This window comes from Embleya sp. NPDC020630 (genome assembly GCF_044334985.1).
GTDB lineage: Bacteria > Actinomycetota > Actinomycetes > Streptomycetales > Streptomycetaceae > Embleya.
Window position 1 is genome coordinate 1 of record NZ_JBIRUB010000060.1, and the last position, 1,288, is coordinate 1,288.

Sequence of the window (1,288 nt, forward strand, 5' to 3'; positions counted from 1 at the left end):
TGGGTGATCGGGGCCGGTCGCAGGTCGGCGAGACGGGCGATCAGGCGGCGGATCTCGGGCAGGCTCAAAGGGACGAGTTGCGGTTCGTCGGGCGCGGACCCCCCTTTTGGAGTTCTCGGGCGCGAAGGACGGTCAGGTGGGCGTGGGCGGCCATCGCGAGGGTGATGTGCCGGTACCAGGCGTGATACTTGCGGACCTGGTACTGGTCGAGGCCGCACTCGTTCTTCGCGCTCTGGAAGCACTCCTCGATCGTCCACCGCCGTCCGGCGACGGCCAGGAGTCCGTCGAGGGTGGTGCCCTCGGGTGCGAAACACACGTAATAGGCGATCTCGGTCGGGTCCGTGAGGCTGCGGCGGGCGAGGACCCAGTGCTCGACGCCGTCCTCGCGCCACGGCCGGATCGGTGCCCGGGCCCAGTCGTAGACGCGCTCGCCGTGCGCTCCACGTCCGCACGACCTGCGTTTCCACGCCTGCCGGGGAAGGCCGGCGACCAGTTCGTCGACAGGGTGGTCCATGCGCCGGGTGGTGACCACGGTGTCGTTGCGGCGGGTCGCGAGAACGTGGAACACGCCGTGTTGTTCCAACCAGTACCGCAGGCCCTTGACCTGGCCGTATGCCTCGTCGGCGGTCAGCCATGCGAACGGGACCCGCGCGGCGAGGGCTCGTTCGATCATGGCTTTGGCGTGTTGGACCTTGGTCGCGAACGCCACCTCGTCCCCGATCCCGGCGGCCCGGCAGCGGTCCCGGTCGTCGGTCCAGGACGCGGGAAGGTACAACTCCCGGTCGATCAGGGTGTGCCCGGCGTCGGTGGCGTAGGCCAGGAACGTGCCGACCTGGCTGTTCTCGATCCGACCCGCAGTACCGGTGTACTGGCGTTGAACCCCCGCCGAACTCGTTCCCTTCTTCAGGAAACCGGTGTCGTCGACGACCAGGACCGCTTGCCGGTCGCCGAGGGACTCGACCACGAACTCCCGGACGTCGTCGCGGACTTCGTCCGCCTCCCAATCGCACGTGTTCAACAGCCGTTGGAGACGATCCGGGCGATCGTGACCGGCCTGTTCGGCCACCGTCCACCCGTTCTTGCGTTCCAACGAGGACACCAACCCACGCATGTAGGCCAACGCCGACTCCCGCGGTTCCGTCCGCTGGAAACGGTGCACGAAACGCTCGTGCACCTCCTCCAACCCCGCCACCCATCGCCGCACATCACCCACACCAAGGTCCCCACCCATGACCTGAACAACGACCACCAGGCCCAGAAGTCACGGCAAACGCAATTGCAGTACTAG

The 1,288-nt window shown here is 67.5% G+C and carries 1 protein-coding gene; it reads right to left on the reverse strand.

Going from position 1 to position 1,288, the window contains the following annotated elements:
* Nucleotides 1-64 precede the first annotated feature (64 nt).
* On the reverse strand, nt 65-1,231 hold the full coding sequence (locus tag ACH4XV_RS48465; protein ID WP_395801040.1) for an IS701 family transposase: 1,167 nt from the start codon (nt 1,229-1,231) through the stop codon (nt 65-67).
* Nucleotides 1,232-1,288 lie beyond the last annotated feature (57 nt).

Excerpts from the sequence above, each read along its gene's own strand:
- ACH4XV_RS48465 (WP_395801040.1), bottom strand. The coding sequence starts at position 1,231 with ATGGGTGGGGACCTTGGTGTGGGTGATGTGCGGCGATGGGTGGCGGGG.